This window comes from Micromonospora sp. NPDC048169, assembly GCF_040652815.1.
Taxonomy (GTDB): Bacteria; Actinomycetota; Actinomycetes; order Mycobacteriales; family Micromonosporaceae; genus Micromonospora.
Genome location: NZ_JBEZMS010000079.1, coordinates 1 through 4,976, shown reverse-complemented (window position 1 = coordinate 4,976; position 4,976 = coordinate 1). Strand labels below are relative to the sequence as shown.

The window sequence follows — 4,976 nt, the reverse complement described above, 5'->3', positions numbered from 1 at the left end:
GCGATCGAGGTATCGGCCGGACAGGACGTGAGAGGCCGAGGAGTCGCTGAAACAGCCTTTGACCCGGTGCATCAGGGATTGGATCTGGTCGATGGAGCCGTCCGGATCGGTGATGCCGTAGTGCTCGGTGTTGACGGAGCGGTCTCCGATGTAGGTGGACCAGTGGGCGAGGCGAAGCAGGATTTCGGTAGCGCGCTGGTCTGCGAGGGCGAGGTTGCCGACGAAGCTGTAGGCGTCGCTGAGGTTTTCCAGCGGTTCGATCCGGCCGGACTGGGGCTGGAAGGCGTGGCCGAGGTAGCGCCAGAGTTCGGCGATGGATTCGGCGGCCGCGATCACCTGTTCGGGGGTGTGCGGGCCGGTGGTCGGGAACAGTTCCTGCACTGCGGCTACGGGATCGGTGGGAGTGGTCATCGAGGGTTCCTCTCGGATATCGGGGCCGAACGGAAAAGCGCCGGCGGCGGGGCGCGGCTCCCAGCCGCGCCTCACCTTCCGGCGTGGTCACTGATCGGCAGCGGCGGTTTTCCGGCTGCCGTTGGTGGCGCTGGGGGCGCTGGTCGGGCGGATCTCATCGGCGCGGTACCAGACGGTGCCGCCACGTACGACGTCCTGGCCCCGGCCGTCCTTGCGCATTTCGGGCGGGACGACGCCGACGACGAAGTTCACCAGCTGCACCGGGGTGTACGAGCTCATCTCGGCACCGGGGTCCTGCGCGGCCGCGACGTTGACCTTGATGACCTCGTGCGAGGTGTTGCCGAACTGATCCTTGAATCCGGCGACGCACTCGATCTGCCACTTGCCGAGGCCGTCTCGGGTGCGGTCCTGCTTGTCACTGCCGAATTCGAGCCGGGGCGCGCTGCTGAGGAACGCGATCCCGGTGAAAGAAGCGGCCTGGTCGATGACGAATGTCTGAGGCATGAGGTAGACCTTCCGTGAATTTCTAGTCTCTAGAAATCGAAAACCGTACGTCTACACTCTATACGTCATTGCCCGACCGTCAAGGAGAAACCGCCATGCCTGACCGTGAAACCCCTCCGGAACTGGAAGATTGGGTAGAGGAGCGTGCCGCGCTGCTGCTGAAGACCGCGCGCCGGATCGTGGCCAAGGCCGATTCGCGTGAGGGCCAGCCGGTGGGCGAGTGGCTGATTCCGCTCCTCGAGGAGTTCTCCCACGTCGAGCAGATCGGCAAGCGTGCGACTCATCTGCTGGCGGCGTACGCGCTCCGGAACGGCGTGACGACGCAGACCGAGGTGGCCCGGACGATGGGGCTCACGGTGACGGCTGCCGCGAACCGGGCCGCGTCGCGGGTGGCTCGGGAGACCTGGGCGGAGGTGTGGCCGGAGAAGTAGCGCGCGGGGGCAGACGTACGGCCGGTCGGAGGGGTTCGACCGGCCGTTTTCGTGTCCGCATCATCTTGATAGGTCCGGTTCGGGACGCATCATCTTGATGGGGTCCGTCTTCCCCGGGCCTCGATTGTCCAGCTCATCCAGGGAAGTCAAGGGGAAGTGCGCCCTTGACTGCCCCTCCTGAGCTTTGGATCTGGCCTATATCGGGGAAGGGTGGAGGGTGGTCCGGCCGAGCTGATTCGGCCGGCACTTTTCCGACACACCTCTTGCACCCTCGGTGAGATCCGGGATTATCGCCCGGAGAGACGACCTATCCGGGCTCCAGTTCGACCTCGTCGGGGACGGCCCATTCCTCCGGTGTGTAGATGCCCTGAGCGCTGATCCGATAGCGGATGAGCACCCGTAGAAGTCCTTCCCAGCCCTCTTCGGCGGCGGCGAATTCGCACGCCAATCGGACCTCGGGATCGCGGCGGATTCGGCGCCAGGCGGGCATGGTGATGTAGGCCGCCGCCTCGCCGCCCTGTTCCTCTGCGGCGATTTCGTCGTCGCTCTGTTCCGCGGTATCGGGCAGCAGCAGCGCGCGCAGTCCTTTGCTCCACCGGATCGCGGATCGGCCAGCGGTGGCCTTCTCGTATTCCCACCACAGTTCGAGGTCGTCGACCAGGCCGGTCTCGCTGAAATCGGCGAGGATCTCGAACGGTGTCCGGCCACCTCTGCGTCCGGATTTGAGGTCCGCGCGCGCGAGCTCATTGCCGAGGCCCTTCTCCTGGACCTTGGTGATGTAGGCGGCCAGTCCTTCGCCCTTGTCGACCGGGATAACCGTGGAGCGGATACCGGCCCGGCCGGTGTTCCAGCCGAGCTTTTTCAGCGCGGCCGCGACGCGGTAGTCCAGGTTCCGAGCAAAGGTGGTCCACTGCTCCCAGGTCAGGACCCGTTCGGTGACAACGAGGATATGCGCGTGCGGGTGCCAGCCGTTGCGGCCGTGGGTGACCTCGATGGCCTTGATGTTGCCGAGGATCCCGAGCGCTTTTTTATCGCGTTGGAATGGCCGGCCGGAGGCGACGAGCCGGATCAGTTCGGTGAGGGTGGTGAATACAGCCTTGAGTGCGTCGCCTTGTTCGTGGGGGATGGCGACGGTCCAGAACAGTGCCCCGCCGTCGTTGTCGAGGTGCCTGCTGATGCCCTCAGCGACCTCCTCACCGCGTCGTAGGCGGATCTTGGCCGCGCACTCGGGGCAGAGCCAGATTCGGCCGCAGCGTTCGAGTCCGCCGAATCCCGCTGTCTTCCGGTCACCGGTGGTTCCGACCTTGAGGACGACGGCGAGGCCGAGTGGTGTCCATCCGCAGCTCTTGCAGCGATCGACCGTGGAGACCTGCCTGAGCGTGTGTAGCAGGCGTGCGCGGATGATGCGACGTTCCGAAAATGGGTCCTGACCTGGGGCGGCCGCAAACTTTGCGTAGTACCTAGAGAGCGCGTGTCCGGAAAGTCCCTCAGGCTCGATTTCGGACAGGATTTCCGAACCAGATCCATTGGTGAAAGATGTTGCGGCAGAGGAGGTTTGAGTGGAAGAGGGGGGGTGGGGCTCCTGCCTTCGGCCCGCCCCTACCCCCGAATTGGTGGGGGACTTTCCGGACAAAGCCTGGTCAGAGCCCCGTTTCGCGCGCTTGCGACACGCATCGTTGCAGAACCGACGAGGGCGGCCCATCTCGGAAGCCGGGATCTCCGTGCCACATGCGACACAGTTCAGACACGTACCCGGTGATCCGCCGGGCTGATGTCGTACCATCGATCAGTCTCCTTGCGTGGGAGCGCTGAACCGGCCGCAGGTGTGCAATTCCGTAGGGGCCGGTGAAGACATCGAGGGCCAGACCAGTGCAAGTGGTCTGGCCCTCAACGCGTTTCAGCGCTCTGAGTTGGTCGGGCAGCCTAGTCGGTGATCTTGTCGATATGGGGGAGCAACGCCGCAGCCGTGCCCGGTGCGATGGCGCGGTGGGATTGGCCGATGGTGATGCCGGGCAGGGTTTCCGGCTTGACGAGGTGTGCGGCCTGCTCGCTGATCGCGGCGGCGACGGCCGAGCGGCAGTGTGGTGAGCGGAAGCGGGTGAATCCGGGGCGACCTGCGGCGACCATGGAAGCGACCCCGATGTATTCCTCGGACAGGAAGGTCAGCGGGTGGGCGTCGGGCCAGTTCTTGATATCGGCGCCCAGGGCGGCGACCGCGGCTTCCTCGGTGCGGACGGCGAAGCTGATCGCGGTCGTCATGACGTCGCGGATCTGAGTGGGGATGGCTTCGCCGGTGGATTTCTGAGTGGCCGGCATCGGGATGATTCCGACGCTGCGACCCTTCTTTCCGAGGTCTTCGACCAGCAGGACGTTTTCGGCGGCCATGGCGTTGCGCTTCTTCAACTCCGGGTTGCCTCCGTCTTTGACCTGCTGGAAGTAGGTGTGGCACTCGTCGATCACGACGATTATCAGCGGCCAGTCCTCGCTGGGGCCGACATCCCACACGTTCGGTGTGCCCAAGGTCTGGCGGATGGTGGACGACCGCAGGCGGCGGAGGTCGCGCAGCTGCTTGAGCAGTGCGTTGAAGGTCGCGATGTCGTCTCCGATGACGACGGCGCAGCGGTCGGCAACGTCCTGGTAGTCGCCTTCGAGGCCGGTTTCGACCTTGCCGTCGGCGACGACGAATTGAACGGCCGGGCTGAGGGCGAAATAGGAGATCAGGCCGAGGATGAACGAGGTCTTGCCGTAGCCGGGCAGGCCGTAGACGCCGACACCGCTGGAGTTCTTCAATCGGATCGTGACGATTTCGCCGTACTCGTCCAGGCCTGCGGGGAAGTAGTCCAGGCGGCGCGGGTTCCGAGGTGTGCCTACCGCGAGCGGGATGGTGAGCGGGTCGCGGCGGACAGCACGAACGCGAATGACGCCGGGTTCGGGCTGGTGGGCCGAAACGCGGGTCATGCGCCAGTGGTTGGCGAGATGGTCGCAGGCTTTGACGAACTCCTCCAGGCCGACACCGGGGATCGAGGCGAAATCGATGGTCACGCCGAAGGCGTCGTTGTCGATCTTGCGGATGCGCGGGACTCGGATCTTGGGCTGCTGGGCCCGGCTCCGGTCGGTGAACATCGCGTCGCGCATGGTGGGGATGTCGTCGCGCAGGCTCAGCCGGAGATAGCGGGCGAGGCGCATCCAGGTTCGACGGACGCGGGCGGCGTCGCGGTGGGTGCGCCGGAGTTCGGGGTCCTTGATCTGCCAGTACTTCGCGCCGTATCCGTAGGACTGGAGGCCGAGGTAGCTGAGGCCGGCCGCTGAGATCCCGGCGGCGATTTCGGAGGCGATGAGCATGTCCATGGTCTGTGTTCCTTCGCGTGGTTTCGAGGTGGTGACCGGTCCGGGTCCGTGCAAGTTGCCGGGCTGGTCGGGTTTTTGGGTGCTGCCGCACAATCCCTCTGCGGGATTGCTTGCCTCGTAGTTGGTGCTGGTCCGATCAGTCCTCGTCGTCATCGTTGGTGAAGACGAACGAGAGCTGTTCGTGAGCGCGATCGAGGTATCGGCCGGACAGGACGTGAGAGGCCGAGGAGTCGCTGAAACAGCCTTTGACCCGGTGCATCAGGGATTGGATCTGGTCGATGG

General features: G+C 65.1%; 5 protein-coding genes. 1 reads left to right on the top strand and 4 read right to left on the bottom strand.

What is annotated here, in order from left to right; genetic code table 11:
* Both AB0D28_RS29850 and AB0D28_RS29845 read right to left on the bottom strand, forming a co-directional pair.
* A partial coding sequence (locus AB0D28_RS29850) for a hypothetical protein (protein WP_357391248.1) occupies nucleotides 1-411 on the bottom strand: 411 nt, incomplete at its 3' end.
* Between the two features lie 87 nt (nucleotides 412-498).
* Nucleotides 499-915, bottom strand: coding sequence for a hypothetical protein (locus AB0D28_RS29845; protein WP_357391246.1), 417 nt, complete (start codon nucleotides 913-915; stop codon nucleotides 499-501).
* A gap of 95 nt (nucleotides 916-1,010) precedes the next feature.
* Between AB0D28_RS29845 and AB0D28_RS29840 the strand changes: the two genes are divergently transcribed.
* Complete coding sequence (locus tag AB0D28_RS29840) at nucleotides 1,011-1,346, top strand: hypothetical protein (RefSeq protein WP_357391244.1); 336 nt, start codon at nucleotides 1,011-1,013, stop codon at nucleotides 1,344-1,346.
* A gap of 307 nt (nucleotides 1,347-1,653) precedes the next feature.
* Here AB0D28_RS29840 and AB0D28_RS29835 read toward each other — a convergent pair whose 3' ends face one another.
* Entirely contained in the window at nucleotides 1,654-2,979 is a 1,326-nt protein-coding gene (locus AB0D28_RS29835; protein WP_357391242.1) for a hypothetical protein, read from the bottom strand.
* Between the two features lie 290 nt (nucleotides 2,980-3,269).
* Nucleotides 3,270-4,694 (bottom strand): hypothetical protein, encoded by a 1,425-nt coding sequence (locus AB0D28_RS29830; RefSeq protein ID WP_357391240.1) that lies wholly within the window; start codon nucleotides 4,692-4,694, stop codon nucleotides 3,270-3,272.
* Nucleotides 4,695-4,976 lie beyond the last annotated feature (282 nt).